The sequence below is a fragment of the Amycolatopsis decaplanina DSM 44594 genome (assembly GCF_000342005.1).
Taxonomy (GTDB): domain Bacteria; phylum Actinomycetota; class Actinomycetes; order Mycobacteriales; family Pseudonocardiaceae; genus Amycolatopsis; species Amycolatopsis decaplanina.
In genome coordinates this window covers 75,458-94,377 of sequence record NZ_AOHO01000048.1, presented here as the reverse complement: position 1 = coordinate 94,377, position 18,920 = coordinate 75,458, and the positions used below count along the sequence as shown (strand labels likewise).

Genomic DNA, 18,920 nt, shown 5'->3' with positions numbered 1-18,920 from the left:
ATGGGCAGAGCATCTGTGAATCCGGATGCCGGACGAGGAGGAGCAGCCATGGCCTGGGAAATCGCCCTGGTCGCCGCGCTGGCCGTCGTGTTCGTCATACGGCTCGCGCTTCAGCTGAAGCGCAGTTGACCCGATCTTGCGCACCCCGCGGCGCAGTGAATGAGATGAACGGGGTTTTCCTCGTGGATTTCGCGAGGAAAACCCCGTTCACCCCATCGCGATCCGCCTTATCCGCATTTGCGGTATCCGCCGAGGCCTGGAGGCGGGGGCGACGGGCAGGGAAAGCGGAGGACCGTCGTCGCGCAAGCGCTTCTTCACGTGGATCGTCTTGTAGCCGGTGCTCAGGTAGCCCTCGTTCTTCAGTTTCGCCATCTCGGCGTTGACCGACGCGGGCGAAGCGCCGATCGCGGAGGCGATGTCCGTGTGATTCAGTCCCACGTCGATGACGACGCCGTCTTCGCCGGGAACCCCGTAGAGCGCCTGCAACCTGGTCAAGAACACGGTGAGCCTGATCCGGACCTTGGCCGCCGCGAAACCCAGCGCGACGTTCCGCAGCCGCTGCCGGACGGCCAGGTCCACGGCGATCAAGGCCATCGCCTGGTCGTCGTCGTCGAGAAAACCGTGGAAGGCGTTCTGCGGGATCTCCAGCACGCGAACCGGTTTCGTGGCGACGTACGAGAGATGACTCGGTTGTCTGGCCAGGCAGTCCTCGAAGCCGAGCACGTCACCGGCGCCGAGCAGGTCCACGATCACCGGCGGTGTGCCGCCCTGTGCCGCGCGCAGCGCCTTCACGAAGCCGGACCGCGGGATCAGCACCGGTGGTGCCGGGTCGCCCTGGTTGAGCAGTGTCGTGCCCGCCGCGTGGTCCACGTGTTTGCCCAGCTCGAGCAGCCGCTGTCGCTGCCGTTCGGTGACCGCGGCCAGGAAATCCCCGCCCATCAGCCGATGACCTTCGCGGGCTGGGCGACCCTTGACCAGCAGAAGCGGGTCAGGTGTATTCGCCGTCAATAGTGACTCCCAGTGAGAGAAGAAAGGTGAATCGAGTTCTTGCCCGGCCGGGTGAGAATCACGTCAGGTAGGTGACATCGCCCCTTGCCGTTCAGCCGGAGACTAGTGCTCAGCGCCATTGCAACAAAGCAACACAGTGTGGGCCAAACCCGTCCAGGGAGCGATTTCGCGACGGAAAGTGACCGTCATTCCTTGCGGCCACCGAAGAAAAGATCACGCACCGTACATGAAGACGAGAGGAGACTTCACGCGATACTCCTGGACTCGTCAGGAAATCAGAAATAGCCGTACGCCTGTCTGATTTCGGATCGCCGACCGGAAATGCGCCCGTCACGTCGCCGGACCCCTGGTGGAGACGCAGATGATGCGACGGCGCTCGAAGTGCACGTGCAGATGCACGTCCTGGATTTGGCCCGACAGCAAGCCGAGTGGGCATGGAATTAACGGAGTGTCAGCGCTACGTCGGACTTGTCGACTCCCCGTGACCGGCGGAGTTTTTCGGCGATCTCAGCTTTTTGGGGGAATCTCACGCCGCTTCGCGTCGGTCAACCCCGGCGAGGGCTGACCAGACCGGACTCGTACGCCAGCACCACCAGCTGTGCCCGGTCACGCGCCCCGATCTTGGTCATGATGCGGCTGACGTGCGTGCGCGCGGTGGCCACCGAGATGACCAGCTGCGCCGCGATCTCGTCGTTCGACATGCCACCGGCGACCAGGCCGAGGACCTCGCGTTCGCGGTCGGTGATCTCGCGGACGGCGCTCACGTCGATGCGGCGGTTCTCCGGCCGGTCGACGAACTCCGCTATCAGCCTCCGGGTCACGGTCGGTGCCAGCAGCGCCTCCCCCGCGGCGACCACCTTCAGCGCCCGCAGCAGTTCCACCGGATCGGTGTCCTTCAGCAGGAACCCGCTCGCGCCGGCGCGCAACGCCTCGTAGACGTACTCGTCGACGTCGAAAGTGGTCAGGACCAGGACCTTCACCCCGGCCAGCCCGGGGTTGGCGGTGATCCGCCGCGTCGCTTCGAGCCCGTCGACGCCGGGCATCCGGACGTCCATCACGACGATGTCCGGCTTGTGCTCGACGGCGGCCGCGACGGCCTGCTCGCCGTCGCCGGCCTCGGCACAGACCTCGAACCCGTCTTCGGTCTCCAGCAACACCCGGAAACCGGCGCGGACCAGCACCTGGTCGTCGGCGAGGACCACCCGGATCGTCATCGTTCCCCCTCGATAGGCAGGTCCACGCGAACCTGGAATCCGCCGTCCACCACGGACGTCGTGAGCGCGCCGCCCAGCGCGGCCGCCCGTTCGGACATCCCGCGCAGCCCGTGACCGGGTGCGGGATCGACGGCGCCACGGCCATCGTCGCGGACGAGCAGCGTGAGCGCACCGGTTTTCCGCTCGAACCTCACGTCGACGCCCCGCGCCTGATTCGCGTGGCGGACCACGTTCGTCAGCGATTCCTGCAGGATCCGGTACGCGGCGCCGTCGACCGGGGCGGGCAGCTCCCCCGGCTCGCCGTCGACGCGGACCTCCAGTCCGGCGGCGCGCGCGTGCTCGAACAGCTCGTCGGCCTGGGCGAGGCTCGGCGCGGGCGCCTTGTCCTCCCCGGACCGCAGCACGGCCAACGTGGCGCGAAGGTCCTTCAGCGCCGAAGCGCTCGCCTCCTTGATGTTCAGCAACGCCTCTTTCGCCTGTTCAGGACGCCGGTCTGCGACGTGCGCGGCGACCCCGGCCTGGACGTTGATCATCGCGAGGCTGTGAGCGACGACGTCGTGCACCTCGCGGGCGATGGTGAGCCGCTCCTGCTCGGCCATCCGGTGCCGGTGCTCGTCGGCCTGCTCTCGGCGGGCCCGCGCGGCGGCCATCCCGTTGCGCACCGCCGTCCCGATTCCGACGACCGCGATCACCCAGACCAGGCCCAGCCCGGCCCGCAGGTCGAAGCCGGCGAACCCGTGGCGGACGAACAACGCGATGCCCGCCACCGCCAGCAGTGCTCCGCCGGTGCCGCCGGCGACGATCGGCCCGCGGATCTTGGTGAACAGGAACAGCGCGATGGTCGGCAGCACGATCGCCGGACCACCGGGGTTGCCGGACGCGTAGTAGCCGAGCGTCAACGCGGAGGTGAGCAGGAAGATCGTCATCGGGAAGCGGTGGACGATCAGCAGCGGTACGGCGATGGCGGCCAGCCACAGCACGCCGGACGTGGTCAGCTGCGGCGCGTCGGGCTGCCAGCGTGAGGCGCCGCTCGTGGCACCGAGGACGAACCCCAGCGGCAGCACCACGCGCAGGACGCGGCCCACCCAGGGGCTCCACGGATACCGTTCCTTCTGCAGCACAGGACGAAAGCTACCCGGGGCGGGGGCGTGTCGCGTCCGTTGAAAAGCGGCTTCCCGGCTACGCCGCGTGCGGTAGCCGCCGCGGGGATGCGGCTTTCGTTTTTTTCGATTATCCTGGATCGGCACCGGACAGCCGAGGGAGGCGACATGACATCGACGATCGAACAGCACACCGTGCTACCGCCTTCCGACACCGAGCCGGACGCTCGGCGAGAACTCCGACGGCTCGACGAATTCATCACTCTCGCGGCCTCTCCACCTCATCAGGCGAAACTGGTGGGCCCGGACGGCAGCGAGGTGACGCTTCCCGAGCAGGTCTACGACGTTCTTCGAGACGTCGTGAAGGCGATGTCCCAGGGCTTCGCCATAAACATCGCTCCGTTGAACGCCGTCCTGACCACCCAGCAGGCGGCCGACATGCTCAACGTCTCCCGGCCGACGCTGGTCAAGCTGCTGGAATCCGGCGAAATCCCATTCGAGAAACCGGGACGTCACCGACGGGTCCTCCTCAGCGATCTGCTCGGCTACAGGGCACGCTCTCGTGCGGAACGGCAAGGAATACTCGATGAGCTGACAGCTTCGGCGAGCCGGGATGGCAGCGATGACATCGTCGACGGGTTCATCCAGACTCGCTAGCCGTGCCATTTCCCGCTTTCCTCGATGCTTGCGTGCTCATCCCGATCCGGCTGACGGATCTCTTGCTGCGCCTGGCCGAGGCCGGCACTTATCGCGTTCTCTGGTCGGACGAAGTGCTCGATGAGGTCGAGCGGAACCTCGTCGGGCGCTTCGGCCTTGAGCCGGTGCGGGCGAAGCGACGATTGACGGGCATGCGCTCAGCTTTCCCCGATTCCGGGGTCACCGGCTACGAGCCGCTGATTCCAGCCATGACCAACGATCCGAAGGACAGGCACGTGCTGGCCGCAGCCGCACACGCGAACGCCGCCGTGATCGTGACGGCCAATCTCAAAGACTTCCCCGTCTCAGCCCTCGAGCCATACCGGATCGAGGCCGTACATCCGGACGACTTCCTGCTCGATCAACTCGATCTGTTTCCGGCGGCAACTCTTCGCTGCTTGCGTGAACAGGTCAGTGCCCTCGAACGACCGCCGGAAACGTTGAGCGAGTTCCTCGAACGATTCGAGCGGACGGTTCCCGGCTTCAGCAAGGAATCACGTCGCCTGCTCGACCACCGGTAGCCGCCTCAGGATCGAGGTCATCATCAGCACCCCGCCGATCACCTGGACGGCCAGCACCGCCGCGTGCCCGGTGGATCCCATGGTGAGAGAGCTGAAGAGGCCCCACACTCCCGTGCCCGCCATCGCCCCGGCACCGGTCCACACCAGCACCAGCCGCGGCCAGAACCGCCCTCGTGACACGTTCGCCAGCGCGATCGCGGCGAGGACGCCGAGCACCGCGAGCACGACGTCCTGCCCGCGGGCCGCGATGCCGCCGGGGCCGAACGCCCAGATCGAGTGGCCGATCGCGGAAACGAGTGCGGCGACGATGCCGAGCAGGCCCGCCACGCCGATCGTCCCCGGCTTCACGGTGCCGGTGACGACGAACCACCAGCGATCACGGGCGTAGAGCACGAACGCGGTCAGCAGCAGGACACCCTGCCAGGCGAATCCGCCGTAGACGACGGCCCAGACCCAGTTCTCCAGCGGCATTTCGGTCAGTTGCGCCGTCGTCAGGTCGGCGACGATCACCGGGAGGTCCAGCACGATCGGCGCGAGCAGTCCGGTGCCGATCCAGATCGGGAACAGGACGAGCGGCGCGGGGATCCGGCGGCCCCAGGAGTAGGTGAACGCCAGCGCGAGGATCACCGCGACGACGTCCATCCCGCCGGTGACCAGGTTCGCGAACAACATCAGGTCGGAGTCCACAAAGGACGGATCACGCAGGCCGAGACTGCCGCCCGTGACCCAGGACGCCTTGAGGGTCAGGTACGGGAGCGTGCCCAGGATCGCGGCGTAGCAGACGATCAGGCGGACGCTGGAGATCTTGGGTGGAGCCATCGCTACGGTCATGCTCCCCAGCGTCGGCGTTCACGCCGCGGAATGGCTCCCTCGCGAGCCTGGTCCGCCTCCCTCTTCAGAAGGAGCCGGGCAGCTTCGCCGCGGTTTCCTCGTCCGCCGGGGTCAGCGTCGCCAGGGAGATCTCGGAACGCCGCCCGAGGTACAGGTACGAGAACTCGAACCGGAGCAGGCCGACGTCCGGGTGCAGGTACCGCTTGAGGACGATCCGATCGCCGGAGACGTCGTGCTCCTTCCACATCCGTTCGAAGAGCTCGGACTCCTGCCGCAGCCGCTTGACCAGGTTCTTCCACGCCGGTTCGGCGATGTGCTCGGCCATCGCCGCGCGGAAACCGGCGACCACCCGGGGCAGGTTGAGCTCCCAGTCCGGGAGCCTGCGGCGCCACTCGGGATTGGTCAGGCACTGGATCAGCGTGTTGCGCTCCTCGAACGGGATGTCGTCGAGCCCGCCCATCAGCCAGTCGTAAGCGCGGTTGTAGGCGAGGATGTCGCACCGCGCGTTGCGCACGCAGACCGGGAACGGCTCCAGCTTGTCCATCATCCGGTGGATGTTCTGGCTGAGGAGCTTGCAGTCCTTCTCCAGCGGCGGCTCGGGCGCGCCGGCGAGGGTGAACAGGTGCGTGTGCTCGTGCGGGTCGAGCCGCAGAGTGCGGGAGATCGCGTCCAGCACCTGCTCGGACGCGTTGATGTCGCGTCCCTGCTCGAGCCACGTGTACCAGGTGACCCCGACCCCGGCCAGCTGCGCGACCTCCTCGCGGCGCAGCCCCGGCGTGCGGCGCCTGCCGCTGACCGGCAGGCCGACCTGGTCCGGGGTGATGCGCTCGCGGCGGCTGCGCAGGAACGCGGCCAGTTCGTGCCGTCGTACCTCGGCCACTCGCGAATCGACGGTCATGGTCACCTCATCAGGTTCGCAAAGCTCGAAGCCGGTTACCAGGTAGTGGTGGTACCAGGATAAACACACTCCTGGTACCAGGGTCGCGATCGGCTGATCGTGGTACTCATGACTTCGACGCAAGTTCCGGCGACGCCTGTCCGCGTCGCCGCCGGGCCGGCCCTGACCTCGGCGGGCCTGGCCACCGTGCTGCTGGGGGCGGCACTTCCGCTCATCGACTTCTTCATCGTGAACATCGCCCTGCCCGCGATCGGTGCGGACCTCCGTACCTCGTCCGCCACCTTGGAACTGGTGGTCGCGGCCTACGGGATCGCCTACGCCGTCCTGCTCGTCGTGGGCGGACGGCTCGGTGACGCCTTCGGCCGCCGCAGGCTGTTCCTGATCGGGCTGGCCTCGTTCACCGTCACTTCCCTGCTCTGCGGGATCGCGCCGACGGCGTTGACGCTGGTGCTGGCGCGGGCCGCGCAGGGGGCGGCGGCCGCGCTGATGCTGCCGCAGGTGCTGTCGATCATCCAGGCGACGACGACCGGCGAGCGCCGGTCCAAGGCGCTGGGCCTCTACGGCGCGACAGCGGGGCTTTCGATGGTGCTCGGCCAGTTCCTCGGCGGGGCGCTGGTCGCCGCCGATCTGTGGGGCACCGGCTGGCGGCCGATCTTCCTGGTCAACGTGCCCGTCGGGATCGCCGGTCTGGTGGTCGCGCGGCGGCTGATCCCGGAGAGCCGCTCGCGGAACCCGATCGGCATCGACCGTCCGGGCACGGTCTTCCTGGCGATCGCGTTGGTGTCGCTGCTGCTCCCGCTGGCGGAAGGACCGGTGCTGGACTGGCCACTGTGGACGATCGTGCTGCTCGTGGTCTTCCCGTTCGCCGCGGCCGGTTTCGTCCACGTCGAGCGACGGCTGGAACGTCGGGGCGGTGTACCGCTGTTGCCGCCGTCGGTGATGCGGATGCCGAGTGTGCGGCAAGGGTTGCTGGTCGGCGTGCCGTTCTTCATCGGCTTCAGCGCGTTCATGTTCGTGTTCGCGGTGACGCTGCAGGACGGGCTGCACCTCGGTCCGCTGGGTTCCGGTCTGGTGACGGCGCCGCTTTCGCTCGCCTTCTTCGCGATGTGCCTGGTCAGCAGCCGCCTGGTGACGCGGTTCGGGCAGCGGGTCGTGGCCGCCGGTCTCTCGGTGCAACTGCTCGGGCTGCTGGTGCTGATCGGCACCGTGCTGCTGGAGTGGCCGGACCTGGGGGTACTCGATTTCGCGCCGGGGATGCTGTTGTGCGGCCTCGGGCAGGGGCTGGCGATGACGACGGTGTTCCGGATCGTGTTGTCGAAGGTGCCGCCGGAGATCGCCGGGGTCGGCAGCGGGATGCTGACGACGTCGCAACAGGCCGCGATGGCGCTGGGCGTGGCGACGCTGGGGACGTTGTTCGCGTCCGCCGGGGCCGGGCAGCTCGGGATGAAGGGCGCGTTCGTCCTGGTCATCGGGATTCAGGCGGTGCTGACGGTCGGCGTGATCACGGTGGCTCGGCGGTTGCCGGATCCGCGGAGCTGAGAAAGTTCGATTTCACCCGTCGGAGTCGTGGCTCCCCGAGCGACGATGGGGATGTGACGGAACCACGGGTGCACCGGGACCCGGCCTTCGCGCTGCTTTCGCTGTACGAGACGGCGTTGCCGGAGGTCTACGGGTACCTGCTGTCCCGGTGCGGTGATCGCACCCTCGCCGAGGAGCTGACGTCCGAGACGTTCCTCGGCGCGGTGAGGGCCTGTCGCAAGGAGTTCGCGCCTCCGGTGAGCACCGGGTGGCTGATCGGCGTCGCCCGGCACAAGCTCGCCGATCACTGGCGGCGCAAAGAACGTGAGGAACGCGGGCTGCGGCTCGTCCACGAGGAGGAGTACACCGATCCGTGGGACGAACGGCTGGACGCGCTTCTGGCGCGCGAGGTGCTCGCGTCGCTCGGGGCGCATCACCGAGCCGCGTTGACGCTCCGCTACGTCGACGGCCTCCCGGTACCGGAGGTCGCCGACCATCTCGAGCGCACGGTGCACGCCACGGAGGCGTTGCTCGTACGGGCCCGTGCCGCGTTCCGGCGTGCTTACCAGGAGAAGGAGGGTCGCGATGCCTGATCCGTTCGATGCGCTTCGCGCGCCCTCACAGCCTGTCGAGCCTGCTCCGCTCTTCGCCGCCGAACTGCGCGACAACCTTCGTCGCGCCGTCCTGAACGGAGCCGAGATGACACTGACCACCGCGGCCGAAGTCCGCTCTTTGACGCCGTACCTCGTGGTGACGGATGCCCGCGCCGCACTCGACTTCTATGTCGAGGTGTTCGGGGCACAGCGGCGGTCCGATCCGATCGTGCTGGAGGACGGTCGCGTCGGGCACGCGGAACTGACCATCGGGGACAGCGTGCTGATGCTCGCGGAAGAGTTCCCCGAACTGGGGAACGTCGTGGCGGCCGCGGGCGGTCCGCTGATCCGGATCGAGGTCGCGGACGCGCACGCGTCGGCCGCGAGGGCCGTGGAACTCGGCGGGGAACTGGAGCGTCCCGTCGCGGACGAGGGTCACGGGCTGACCGGGGTGATCAAGGACCCGTACGGCCAGCGGTGGCTTGTCGCGCAGGCAGCGCCGCGGCCCGCTTCCGGCGCTACGCCGATCCGGCACGGCGAAGCGGGTTACTTCACCTTCCAAGTCCCCGACGACGAGCGCGCGAAGGCGTTCTACGGCGCCGTTCTGGGCTGGCAGTTCTCGCCCGGACGGGTCGAAGGCGGTTGGGGTGTCGAAGGTTCCGGCCTGCAGGGCGGGCTCTGGGGCGGCCCCGGGCGGCAAGTGGGCTGGAAGGTCATGTACGCCGTCGACGATCTCGCCGCCGCGCTCGACCGTGTCCGAGCCCAAGGCGGCCAGGTCGGCGAAACCGAACAGCAGCCGTACGGCCTGAGCGCCGATTGCGTGGACGACCAGGGCATCGAATTCTGGCTCTGGGAACAGCCGCGCTCTTGACCTCGTGAGTGGTAAGGACGGTTCTAGCCGTCCTTACCACTCACGAGGTCGGGGAGCGTCAGCGTCCGACCGCGTAGCCCTGCATACCCCGCGCGTTGGCGGCGGCACGCAAAACGCCACCGGAACGCGAAACGGCCGAAAGCCGTCCGAGCGCCCAAGGGCCGGCGTCGACGACGTCGTGCCCGCGCGCGGCGAGAGCGTCTATTGTGGACTGACCGAGCCGCGACTCGACCACCAGTTCCCGCGGCGTCCACGAACGCGGATAGAACGAACTCGGGAACGCGGTCGTATGCCACGCGGGCGAGTCGATCGACTCCTGCAGGTTCAGCCCGCCGAGTGTGTGCGCGAGCCAGAAACACAGCTGCCACTGGTCCTGCTGGTCGCCGCCGGGGGTCCCGAACGCGAGCACCGGCTCGCCGTCACGCAGGCCCATCGACGGCGAAAGCGTGATCCGCGGCCGCTTCCGCGGCGCCAGAGAGTTCGGCAAACCCTGTTCCAGCCAGAACATCTGCCCGCGGGAGTCGAGACAGAAACCGAGTTCCGGGATCGTCGGACTCGACTGCAGCCAGCCGCCCGACGGCGTCACCGAGATCATGTTCCCGGCCGCGTCGACGACGTCGATGTGCACGGTGTCACCCCGGGTCTCGCCCAGCGGCCCGACCGTCGGCTCCCCCGTCGCACCGGAGCCGGATTCGAGTCCGCGCAGCTTTCCGAGGATCGCGGGCAGCCGCGGCGAGGGGCCTCCGGGCCGGAGTTCGGCCGACGCTTCGTCGGTGATCAAGGCCCGGCGGGCGTCCGCGTACTCGCGCGAGATCAGCAACTCGATCGGCACATCCGGAGAATCCCCGTACCACGCCTCACGATCCGCGAACGCCAGCTTCGTCGCCTCGACGGCCAAGTGCACCGTGCGTTCCGTCGGGATTCCGTCCACATAGGACAGCTCGTCGCGCAGACCGTCCAGCAGCCGCGCCTGCTGCAGCAATGCCGGCCCCTGCGTCCAGGCGCCCATCTTCACCAGGCCCCAGTCACCGAAGTCGACCTGCAGCGCGTCCTCGTACGTCGCCTCCCAGCCCGCGATGTCCTCGCCGGTGAGGAGACCGGCGTGATCGCGACCGGAATCGTCACGGAAAGCCTTGCGGCTGAACGCCTCGATCGCTTCGGCGACGAAACCCTGCGACCACGCGCGGCGTCCGGCGTCGATCTGCGCCTCGCGGCCGCCGACCGACTCGGCCTCGGCGACCAGGCGCTCCCACGTGTCCGCGAGCGCCGGATTGCGGTGCAACCCCTCGGCCGGCCTGCCACCTGGCAACCACAACGCCGCCGACGTCGGCCAGTGCTCGACGAGGAGATCCTGGACCGCGCGGATCGTGTCACCGACCCTGCTGACCAGCGGAATCCCATTGCGCGCATACGAGATCGCGTAACCGAGCACGTCGCGCAACGACTTCGTGCCGTGGTCCCGCAGGAGCAGCAGCCACCCGTCCCACGCGCCCGGGACGGTCGCGGGGAGCAACCCGCTGCCGGGGATCAGGTCGAGTCCGAGATCCGCGAAGTACTCCGGCGTCGCGGCCGCGGGCGAGACCCCCTGACCCGCGAGCACTCGCGGAGTTCGATCGGCGGCGGTGACGAAGATGCCGGGGACCTGCCCCGCCGGGCCGCACAGATGCGGCTCGGCGATCTGCAGGACGAACCCGGCCGCTACCGCCGCGTCGAAGGCGTTGCCGCCGTCTTCCAGCACCGCCATGCCGGTGGCCGAGGCCAGCCAGTGCGTCGATGCCACCATGCCGTGGGTGCCGGCCAGTTCCGGCCTGGTCGTGAACACGCGGCCGATACTACGCTTTGCTAACTACTTTTTCAGTCCCAGAAGTTGAAGAGGGCGTCGCCGAGTGTCGCGGGCCTCCAGCACTTCAGGTCGTACGGGGAGATCCCCCAGGCTTCGGCGTCGGGCGGGCCGAGCAGTTCGGCTCGCGTCAGCACCCGGAATCCCGGCTGCTCGGCCAGCACGGCGACCAACTCGGGCTCGTCGAGGTAGGTCAGCGGACTGCCGTCGACCCATCCTTCGGAGAAATCGATGGACCGCGGTTCGGTGATGGCCAGTACCGCGTCGCGGTTGCACATGATCGCGATGGTCCGGTCACGGTAGCCGATGACGCACTCGTCGAAATCCGAGTACTGGAACTCGGTGACCCGGCCGCGTGTTCGCCGAGCCGCCTCGTAGCAAGCCCGGCGAAACTCCTTCTCGTCCCTCACCCATCGAAACTATCCCCGCGCGGCGACAGGAGCGTCATAGTTTTCGAGTGTCGCCGCGTTCGCCGCTCGCGAGGTGATCCACGTGAACACCTTGGTCATCGGCCGCGAACCCAGCACCCGGTACAGGAAGTTCCGGTAGCCGATCATGAACCGCGTCTTCGGCGTGAGGAATGTGCCGATCCCGGCCGCCTGCTTCTGCGAGACCTTCACCGGACCGCGCAGTTTCTCTTCGTAGCGCGCGAAAGCGACTTCGTGGTCGCCACGCGCGGCGGCGAGTTCCCCCGCCAGGATGTACGCGCCCATCATCGCGAGCCCAGTGCCCGAACCGCCCGGGCCCGCGCACCAGGCCGCGTCACCGAGCAGCACGACGCGGCCCTGCGACCACTTGTCGAGATGGATCTGGCTGAGCGAATCGAAGTACAGCGCGTCGACGTCGCCGAGGCCTTCGAGCAGCGTCGGGACTTCCCAGCCGAAGTCGGCGTAGCGCTCGACGAGCGCCTTCTTCTGCGCCTCGACATCGCGGCGACGCACCTCCAGTGACCCCGACGCGAAGATCAAACTGACGTTGAGAGCCGAGCGGTCACGACCGCTGGCGACCATGACCGTCCGGCCGGGGACGCTGCAGATCTGGCCGAGGTGGTCGAGGCCGAGGTGGTTCGGCACGGTGAAGCCCGCGGTGTGGAAGCCGAGGTCGGTGCGGAACTGCTCTTCGTCACCGAAGGTCAGCCGCCGCACGCCCGAGTGCAGCCCGTCCGCGCCGACGACCAGGTCGAATCTGCGCGGCTCGCCATGGGCGAAGTCGACATCGACGCCGTCCGAAAGCTCGTCCAGCCCGGTGATCCAGTCGCCGAAGACGTACTCGACGTCGTCTTTCGTGCGGTCGTAGAGGATGCGCGTCAGATCTCCGCGCTCGATCTCGACTTCGCCACTGAAGAAGACCGACGGCATCTGGGCGACCTCTTTGCCTCGCTCGTCGACGATGACCTGCGCGCCCATCGCGGTTTCCTTCGCGCGGATGTCCTCGATGATTCCCATGCGCTTCAGCAGGGTCATCTGCTCGCCGCGGAAGTCGACCGCGCTGCCGCCTTCACGCAGGGCCGGGGCGCGTTCGACGACGGTCGGCGCGAAACCGCGCTTCCGCAGCCAGTAGGCGAGGGCCGGACCCGCGATGCCGGCGCCGGAGATCAGAACGGTGGTCGTCATGGCTTGCTCCCTGGGTTCGTGGTGATGGGAGCGACCGTACGGCAGATTTGCACGCTTGGTCAAGCCGCATGGTTAAACCAAATGGATAAACCGCATGGTCTAGGATCCCGGCATGGGTAATCGCGAGGACCTGATGGTGGGCGCCATCCAGTGCTTGAAGGAAAAAGGCTGGTCACGCACGACTGTGCGGGACATCGCGACGGCGGCCGGGGTCAGCCACGCGGCGATCGGTTATCACTTCGGATCGCGCGAAGCCCTGCTGGTGACGGCGTTCTCGCAGGCGATGGACGACTGGGGCAAAGAGATCCAGGTGGAGATGCGGAGCGCCGTCGACCCCGACGCCTCGCCGTCCGAGCAGTACGCGGCGTCCTGGCGCGCGATGATCGACTCCTACGGGCGCAACAGGAAGCTGTGGATAGCCTCGATCGAGGCGTTCGTGCAGTCCGAACATCATCCCGAGCTGAGGAAGCAGCTCGCCGCCGCGCAGCGCGAGGGCCGCCGGGGGATGGCGGCGGGCATCCTCGGGATCGACGAGGACACCCTCACCGAGGCGGACGAGCGCCGGATCGGCGCGGTGGCCGCCGCCCTGAACTCGGGCATGATGCTGCAGCACCTGCTCGACCCGGAGAACGGTCCGACGGCCGAGGAGGTCGTGGACGGCCTGCTGCAGCTCGTCTCCCGGGTGTCATGAAACGGCGACCTTCCGCCGCAGTGCCGCCCGCGGCCGCCCGACGCCCTGCCACGACAGGCCGGCGTCCAGGATTTTTTGCGGCTCGAGAAGATTGCGCGTGTCGACGACCGAATCGCCGTCCATCTGCTCGGCCATGTAGGTCCAATCGAGCCGTTTGAACTCGTCCCATTCCGTCAGCACGACCACGGCGTCGGCGGCCTTCGCGACCTGGTACGGGTCGTCGACCACGGTCATGCCGTCGATGTGGCCGCCGACGGCGGGGTCGTAGGCGGTCAGTTCCGCGCCGAGCGCGCCCAGCACGGAAGCGACCGCGAGGGCGGGCGAGTCACGCAGGTCGTTCGTCCCGGCTTTGAACGCCAGCCCGAGGACGCCGATCCGTGAACCGGCCGGCGTGCCTCCGACGGCGCCGGCGATCTTCGCGACGATCCGGTCCCGCTGCGCGATGTTCTCCTCGATCGCCGAGGTGAGCAGCGTGAAGTCGTACTGCACCGACTCGGCGACCCTGACCAGCGCGCTGGTGTCCTTCGGCAGGCACGAGCCGCCCCAGCCGGGACCGGGCTTGAGGAACGAGCGGCCGATGCGCCGGTCGTAGCCCATGCCTTCGGTGACCAGGTCGATGTCCGCACCGAGCCGTTCGCACAGTTCGGCGATCGAGTTCACATAGGACAGTTTCATCGCGAGGAAGCAGTTCGCCGCGTACTTCACCAGTTCCGCGCTGGCCGCGTCGGCGACGACGACCGGGGCGGCGAGGTCGGCGTAGAGGTCGCCGACCCAGCGGGCGGCCTCGACGTCGTCCGAACCGACGACGATCCGGTCGGGGCCGAGGAAGTCCTCCACCGCCGTGCCCTCACGCAGGAACTCCGGGTTCGACACGACCGGCACGTCCGTGCGGCCGAGCATCGCCTGGATGCGCTTCGACGTCCCCACCGGAACGGTCGATTTGGTGATCAGCGCGCAGCCCGGCGGGATGACGTCGCCGATCTCGTTGGTCACGGCCTCGACGGCCCGCAGGTCCGCCGAGCCGCCGGCCCCCATCGGCGTCGGCACACAAAGGAAAACGGCCTCCGCGTCACGAACGGCGTCGCGCGCGCCGACCACGAACTCGAGTCTTCCGCTGGTCAGCCCCCTCGACACCAGCTCGGACAATCCCGGCTCCAGGATGTCCACCCGTCCGGCGGAGAGCCTTGCGACCTTCGCCTGGTCGACATCGACGCAAGTGACTCGATGCCCCAGGCCGGCCAAGCAGGCTCCCGTGGTCAATCCGACGTAACCGGTCCCCACCACCACGATCCGAGCAGTGCTCATGCTGCTGAAGGTGACAGCCGGAGTTGACCTGGAAGCGAACGGAGTGCTTCAGGCCCGAATACTCCTCACGACATGCTGCGCACCGACGTGAGCCAGCACACCCATCCCGCCGATGCGAACGAGCGTTAACCTGGACCCGGTTGTCGACGAAAGGGAGAACATGCAGATCACCGATACCGCGGCGCTCGTCACGGGTGGCGCGTCCGGGCTCGGCGGTGCGACCGCGAAGGCGCTCGCCGCGAAGGGCGCGCGGGTCTTCGCGCTGGACCTCGCCGGTGCCATCGCGAACGCCGAGCAGGTCGAGGGCGTCACCTACGTCGAGGCCGACGTGACCGACCCGGAACAGGTACGGACCGCCGTCGCGACCGCCGCCGAATCCGGGGTACCGCTGCGGACCGTGGTGAACTGCGCCGGGATCGGACCGTCCGCGCGGATCCTCTCGAAGAAGGGCCCGCACGACCTCGCCCTGTACGCGAAGGTCGTCCAGATCAACTTGATCGGCTCCTTCAACGTGCTGACGCTGGCCTCCGAGGCCATCGCCAAGACCGAGCCGCTGGCCGACAACGCGCGCGGCGTCATCATCAACACCGCGTCGGTCGCCGCCTTCGACGGCCAGATCGGGCAGGTCGCGTACTCGTCGTCCAAGGGCGGCATCGTCGGGATGACCCTGCCCGCCGCGCGCGACCTCGCGTCGCACGGCATCCGCGTGCTGACCATCGCGCCGGGCATCGTCGACACCCCGATGCTGGCGACGGTGAGCGAGGAGTTCCGCGCTTCGCTGGCCGAGGGCGTGCCGTTCCCGAAGCGGCTCGCGCGGCCGGACGAGTACGCGCAGCTCGCACTGTCGCTGATCGACCACGATTACCTGAACGGCGAGGTCATCCGGATGGACGGCTCGCTGCGCATGGCTCCTCGCTGAGCCTCCCCCCGCGTGACATGAAGGACTCCTTCATCGCAAATTTCGCGATGAAGGAGTCCTTCATGTCAGGTCAGGGACGGGTGAGACGGACATCCAGGCTGATGCCCGAGGTGGTGACCTCACAGGTCCGGAACGCGGTTTCGGCGACCAGCCCGCTGAAGTCGAGCGGCGTGTAGGCGCGCCGCCGCAGCCCGCCGAGCGCCTGCCGGACGCCGAGCCCCGCCAGTTTCCCGAGCTTCATGCCCTCGACCTCGCGCACGATGTCACCATCGGTCGCGTTCCGGTTCATGTCCTGCACGACGGCCGTGCCACCCCGGCGCAGCACGCGGTGCATCTCGTCGAGTGCCTTCACCGGCCACGCGAAGTTCTTGAACGCGGCCTGGCAGACGACGAAGTCGAACGACTCGTCGTCGAACGGCATCCCCGCGACATCGCCCTCGTGGAACGAAACCTCGACGCCTTGAGCCCGTGCGTACTCGTTCGCGATCTCGACGAACGTCGGCGCGACGTCGAGACCGGTGACGGAGAACCCGAGCCGCGCGAGTTCGACGGCGAAGTAGCCGGGACCGAAGGCGACCTCGAGGATCTTCGCGCCTTCCGGCAGGTCCGCGGTGAGTTCGCGCGCCTGCGTCCGCCAGTGTTCGATCTGCGGTCCGGTGCCACGCTGCCGGGCGTAGTTCCGCGCCAGCGCGCCGCCCATCTCCGGCACGATCTTGAACCGTTTCCTGTCCTTGATGTTCGACATGTCTCTCCAGGTTGTTCGCCCGGAGCCCGGTTATCCTCGAAGTGCCGTCTCGTGGCCGGGTTCCGGTTGCGGGATCGTCGCCCCGGTGGGGTGCTGCAACACCTCGCCGGGGCTCTTTCAACTGCCGGTGCTCCCCCTTTCGGCCAGTGGTTCTCCGGTCTCGTGGAAGGCCCGCCACTCGGCGAGACCGGGCATCGAGCCGGAAGTCAGTTCCCCGAGGATCGAGCGGACCCATTCGGCCTCCGCCGCGCGGATCGCCAGGTGGTACTCGGATTCGAGCAGCACCAGCCGCGGAATCTCCTCGAGGAGCCGCGCCAGTTCCGCGCGCTCCGCGGCGATCTCCTCGTCCAGCGCCGCCAGCCGGGTTCGCAACAGGGCGATCACCTCGTCCGGTCCGAGCCACGCCATCACCGACAGCCCGGCGACGAACCTCGGCTCCTCCGGCGCGAGTTCGGCGAGCAGTTCGCGCAGCCAGTCGAGCATTTCGTCACGGCCGGCGTCGGTGATCCGGTACACCGTGCGCTCGGGGCGGGCGCCGTCGCGACCGCTCTCGGCGGCTTCGATGAGGCCGTGTTTCCGCAGGTTGCCGACGACCGTGTAGAACGAGCCCCATTTGATCCCCATGTCGCGGTCCTTGCCGCGACTCTTCAGGATCGACGCCATTTCATACGGATGCGCCGGACGCTCGTTCAGCGTGGCCAGTATCGCCAGCGCCAGCAGATTCCCCACCTTCCGCCGCTTCACCATGCCTCCTCGTCGACGAGTAATCGCCAACGAGTATCCTGACGAGAAGACTTGATCGCAAGTTTCTCGGCGACTGAAGGATCAGAGGTCGTTCATGTACGGCACGGACGTCTGCGCGTGGTCGGTCATCCAGTTCCGCAGCGCGTGCGTCGCCAGGACGTCGTCCTCGTTGTAACGCAGCAGGCGCTCTCGCTGGGCGTCGTCCGGGACACCGCCGTCCATGCCGACGGCGTCGCGGTACCACCTCATCGACGCCTCGCCACCGGCTTCGGGATCGCGCCAAGCGAACCCGGAAACCGGGGCGATCACCTTGAGTCCCTTGCCGTGCGAGCACAGGAACTGATCGGTGACGCTGCGGAAGAGGTCGATCCACTCCTCGGAGTCCACAAAGGACGCGATCTCGGCCTTCTTCGGAACGCCGGGGTATTCGCCGAACCGGTCGGCGGAGCCGAAGAGCCAGCGGTTCTCGGCGAGCGCGTTGTAGCAGTAGGCGCGGAAGGTCAGGCCCGCGGCGAGCGTGCGCTCGCGGACTTCGGTGAACCAGGCCCAGAACTCGGCGAACGACCGGGCCTCGTCCGCGGTCGGCAGCGGCTCCCACGTCGCGAACGCCCGGTAGCCCTGCTCCATCCCGATGTCGGCGCCGGTCAGCAGCGAACCCCACAGGTACGCGCCGGAATCACCGAAGCTCTCCATGTCGACGTCCACCTCGACGTCACCGCGCGAGACCTCGACGCGGTCGACCTTGCGCACCATCGTGAGATCGGCGAGCCAGGCGCGCGCGAGGATGATCGCGTCGGCGAAGGTACCACCGGTCCAGTTCATCGGCGGGGGCTCGTCGGCCGGATCGAGCGCGGCCAGCTTGTCCACTGTGGACACCCCGGCGCGGCGGAGTTCCATCGCGTCCTCGCCGCGGACGACCAGGCTGACGTCACGAGTCTCGGTGAGCACGACCTCGCACGTCGGCCACCAAGGGCAGCGCCGGCATTCGAGGACGCGAGACGGTTCGGCGAGCGGCTCTTCGCCATCGGCGGCGGCGCTCGCGATGGCGAGTCTGTCCACGAAGCGGCTCTGATACTCCGTCAGCGCGCTTCGGCCGCCCGGCCAGGTGCCCGCGGCAAGGTCGTGCCAGACGACGACGTCCGCGTCGAGCCCGATGACACCGCCGACGGCACGGTGTCCCTCGTGCTTCCCGAGCGCTTCGAGCATCCGATAGAGGTGCGCGAGCCGCATCTGGTCCCGCGGTTGCGAGCGAACCTTGCGCGCCGGGTCGGGCAACCGGTTCGCCGGGTCGAGGTCGGTCATCGCCGTGGTCGGCGCGCCCGCGCCGCGATCGGTGATGCGGTGCCGCACGACCAGCACCGGCACGTATCCGGCGCCGGTGTGGACGAGCAACTCGGAGCCGCCTCGCCGGTGACCGGCACGATCCGCCGGGAGCAGCGCGCCCCAGATGTAGCGCGCTTCGGCGGCGAAGGCCTCTTCGGTGAGCTGCACGCGCTCGGCGGCCGGGAGGTCGCGGGAGATCTTGACCCAGGTCGCGTCAGGTCCTGTCGCGTCCATGAGTTGCCGCACGATCGCGTCGCGATGTGCTGACGCGTCGGCGATCCGCTGCTGCGCGGCGGGGTCGGGCGGGGCGAGCGGGACCTCGCGCATCGCCGGATCGTGTTCGAGGTGCACGCGACGCCGGCAGCGGCTCACCGCTCCCGCGTCCAGTAGCACCTCGTTACTCACAGACAACACTCTAGAAGGCGACCGGCAAGCCGACATGCCCGCCACATCGGGGACCAGTAAGTTCGTCTGTGACACAGCGTGGGAG

Annotated in this window: 19 protein-coding genes; 7 read left to right on the top strand and 12 right to left on the bottom strand. The window is 68.3% G+C overall.

Annotation, left to right across the window (positions count from 1 at the left end; genetic code table 11):
* Positions 1–207: 207 nt before the first annotated feature.
* From H074_RS12985 to H074_RS12975, 3 genes are all read right to left on the bottom strand, one after another.
* Entirely contained in the window at positions 208–939 is a 732-nt protein-coding gene (locus H074_RS12985; protein ID WP_007030500.1) for a Crp/Fnr family transcriptional regulator, read from the bottom strand.
* 614 nt (positions 940–1,553) lie between these two features.
* Positions 1,554–2,222 (bottom strand): response regulator, encoded by a 669-nt coding sequence (locus H074_RS12980; RefSeq protein WP_007030499.1) that lies wholly within the window; start codon positions 2,220–2,222, stop codon positions 1,554–1,556.
* Positions 2,219–3,343, bottom strand: a complete 1,125-nt coding sequence (locus H074_RS12975; RefSeq protein WP_007030498.1) for a sensor histidine kinase — start codon at positions 3,341–3,343, stop codon at positions 2,219–2,221. Before H074_RS12975 ends, H074_RS12980 begins: the two co-directional genes overlap by 4 nt.
* A gap of 27 nt (positions 3,344–3,370) precedes the next feature.
* On the opposite strand from H074_RS12975, the gene H074_RS12970 reads away from it, so the two are divergent.
* Positions 3,371–3,979 (top strand): helix-turn-helix domain-containing protein, encoded by a 609-nt coding sequence (locus H074_RS12970; RefSeq protein WP_235096745.1) that lies wholly within the window; start codon positions 3,371–3,373, stop codon positions 3,977–3,979.
* A gap of 2 nt (positions 3,980–3,981) precedes the next feature.
* Positions 3,982–4,539: a PIN domain-containing protein gene (locus H074_RS12965; protein WP_039922328.1), complete on the top strand. Its 558-nt coding sequence runs from the start codon at positions 3,982–3,984 to the stop codon at positions 4,537–4,539.
* Here H074_RS12965 and H074_RS12960 read toward each other — a convergent pair.
* On the bottom strand, positions 4,513–5,370 hold the full coding sequence (locus H074_RS12960) for an MPN domain-containing protein (RefSeq protein WP_235096744.1): 858 nt from the start codon (positions 5,368–5,370) through the stop codon (positions 4,513–4,515). The genes H074_RS12965 and H074_RS12960 overlap by 27 nt on opposite strands.
* A 64-nt stretch (positions 5,371–5,434) precedes the next feature.
* Complete coding sequence (locus H074_RS12955; protein ID WP_007030494.1) at positions 5,435–6,268, bottom strand: helix-turn-helix transcriptional regulator; 834 nt, start codon at positions 6,266–6,268, stop codon at positions 5,435–5,437.
* 108 nt (positions 6,269–6,376) lie between these two features.
* Between H074_RS12955 and H074_RS12950 the strand changes: the two genes are divergently transcribed.
* The 3 genes from H074_RS12950 to H074_RS12940 are packed head-to-tail and all read left to right on the top strand — an operon-like array spanning position 6,377 to position 9,250.
* Positions 6,377–7,807: an MFS transporter gene (locus tag H074_RS12950; RefSeq protein WP_007030493.1), complete on the top strand. Its 1,431-nt coding sequence runs from the start codon at positions 6,377–6,379 to the stop codon at positions 7,805–7,807.
* A 53-nt stretch (positions 7,808–7,860) separates the two neighbouring features.
* Positions 7,861–8,379, top strand: a complete 519-nt coding sequence (locus tag H074_RS12945; protein WP_007030492.1) for an RNA polymerase sigma factor — start codon at positions 7,861–7,863, stop codon at positions 8,377–8,379.
* A complete protein-coding gene (locus H074_RS12940) occupies positions 8,372–9,250 on the top strand; it encodes a VOC family protein (RefSeq protein ID WP_007030491.1) in 879 nt (292 codons plus the stop codon). The genes H074_RS12945 and H074_RS12940 overlap by 8 nt, the downstream gene beginning before the upstream one ends.
* Positions 9,251–9,308: 58 nt before the next feature.
* On the opposite strand, the gene H074_RS12935 is transcribed toward H074_RS12940, so the two are convergent.
* The 3 genes from H074_RS12935 to H074_RS12925 are packed head-to-tail and all read right to left on the bottom strand — an operon-like array spanning position 9,309 to position 12,703.
* Positions 9,309–11,072, bottom strand: a complete 1,764-nt coding sequence (locus tag H074_RS12935; RefSeq protein WP_007030490.1) for a gamma-glutamyltransferase family protein — start codon at positions 11,070–11,072, stop codon at positions 9,309–9,311.
* A gap of 32 nt (positions 11,073–11,104) precedes the next feature.
* Positions 11,105–11,500 carry a hypothetical protein gene (locus H074_RS12930; RefSeq protein ID WP_007030489.1) on the bottom strand — a complete coding sequence of 132 codons (396 nt, stop codon included), beginning with the start codon at positions 11,498–11,500 and terminating at the stop codon, positions 11,105–11,107.
* A gap of 9 nt (positions 11,501–11,509) precedes the next feature.
* Positions 11,510–12,703 (bottom strand): FAD-dependent monooxygenase, encoded by a 1,194-nt coding sequence (locus H074_RS12925; protein ID WP_007030488.1) that lies wholly within the window; start codon positions 12,701–12,703, stop codon positions 11,510–11,512.
* Positions 12,704–12,815: 112 nt separating this feature from the next.
* Between H074_RS12925 and H074_RS12920 the strand changes: the two genes are divergently transcribed.
* Positions 12,816–13,394: a TetR/AcrR family transcriptional regulator gene (locus tag H074_RS12920; protein ID WP_007030487.1), complete on the top strand. Its 579-nt coding sequence runs from the start codon at positions 12,816–12,818 to the stop codon at positions 13,392–13,394.
* Here the strand turns inward: H074_RS12920 and H074_RS12915 are convergent.
* Positions 13,389–14,699: a UDP-glucose dehydrogenase family protein gene (locus tag H074_RS12915; RefSeq protein WP_083920411.1), complete on the bottom strand. Its 1,311-nt coding sequence runs from the start codon at positions 14,697–14,699 to the stop codon at positions 13,389–13,391. The two genes, H074_RS12920 and H074_RS12915, sit on opposite strands and share 6 nt — an antisense overlap.
* 160 nt (positions 14,700–14,859) lie before the next feature.
* Here H074_RS12915 and H074_RS12910 point away from each other — a divergent pair, with 160 nt between their 5' ends.
* The gene (locus H074_RS12910; RefSeq protein WP_007030485.1) at positions 14,860–15,618 is read left to right on the top strand and encodes an SDR family NAD(P)-dependent oxidoreductase; all 759 of its coding nucleotides are present in this window, start codon (positions 14,860–14,862) and stop codon (positions 15,616–15,618) included.
* Between the two features lie 70 nt (positions 15,619–15,688).
* Here H074_RS12910 and H074_RS12905 read toward each other — a convergent pair whose 3' ends face one another.
* From H074_RS12905 to H074_RS12895, 3 genes are all read right to left on the bottom strand, one after another.
* Positions 15,689–16,363: a class I SAM-dependent methyltransferase gene (locus tag H074_RS12905; protein ID WP_007030484.1), complete on the bottom strand. Its 675-nt coding sequence runs from the start codon at positions 16,361–16,363 to the stop codon at positions 15,689–15,691.
* Between the two features lie 117 nt (positions 16,364–16,480).
* Positions 16,481–17,107: a PadR family transcriptional regulator gene (locus H074_RS12900; RefSeq protein WP_152521424.1), complete on the bottom strand. Its 627-nt coding sequence runs from the start codon at positions 17,105–17,107 to the stop codon at positions 16,481–16,483.
* A gap of 81 nt (positions 17,108–17,188) precedes the next feature.
* Complete coding sequence (locus tag H074_RS12895) at positions 17,189–18,871, bottom strand: TM0106 family RecB-like putative nuclease (RefSeq protein WP_420805386.1); 1,683 nt, start codon at positions 18,869–18,871, stop codon at positions 17,189–17,191.
* Between the last annotated feature and the right edge of the window lie 49 nt (positions 18,872–18,920).